Genomic DNA, 863 nt, shown 5'->3' on the forward strand with positions numbered 1-863 from the left:
TTTCCCACAGGCGCGGCACGGCGGCGAAGGTATTCGGTGACACTTCGCGCAGGTTCTCGAATACGGTTGCCGGGCTTTCCGCAAAGTTCACGGTACAGCCTTTGTAGATGGGCAGCTCCACCGACACCAGCCGTTCCAGAATATGACACAGGGGCAGGAAGCAAAGCTGATCATCGTCTTCATGGGCATCCAGCACCTGCTCACCGGCCTCGAGCTGGAACAGCACATTGCGGTGACTGATCATGGCCCCCTTCGGCGCCCCGGTGGTGCCGGAGGTATAGATCAGCATGCGGATATCATCGGGCTGGCTCTGGGCAATGCTGGCACTGAACTGCGCTTCTGCATCCGGGATCTGTTCACCCAGGGCGTAAAGCTCATCCAGGAACATGACCATGGGATCGTCAAAATCCCGTAGCCCCTTGCGGTCGTAGACGATGACTTTTTTCAGCGTGGGCACCTGATCACGCACGGTCAGATACTTGTCCAGTTGCTCATCGTTTTCTACAAACAGGAAGGCCGATTCACTGTCGTTGATCAGGTACGCCAACTGCTCGGGGCTGTCGGTGGTGTAGACGCCGTTACTGATACCCCCGGCGCCGGCAATACCCAGATCGCAGTACAGCCATTCCTTGTTGTCTTCACTGAGAATCGAAACCGGCTGACCGCGTTCCAGTCCCAGCGACAGCAGCGCAACGCCAATGGCGCGGGCTTTCTCGTAATAATCCAGCCAGGTATGGCTCTGCCAGATGCCCAGTTCCTTTTCGCGGTGGGCAATATTATTGCCCCGCTCCAGGCATTGCTTGCGCCAGAGTTTGACCACGGTGTCGCAACCGTGGAGCTGAGTGGTTGTGGTATTATTTTCA

General features: G+C 57.0%; 1 protein-coding gene. It reads right to left on the reverse strand.

The window, feature by feature from the left end:
- Positions 1–863 (reverse strand): AMP-binding protein (locus tag A3730_RS00275; RefSeq protein WP_156500695.1); only part of this gene is annotated, 863 nt, incomplete at both ends.

It is taken from the genome of Alcanivorax sp. HI0044 (assembly GCF_001634945.1).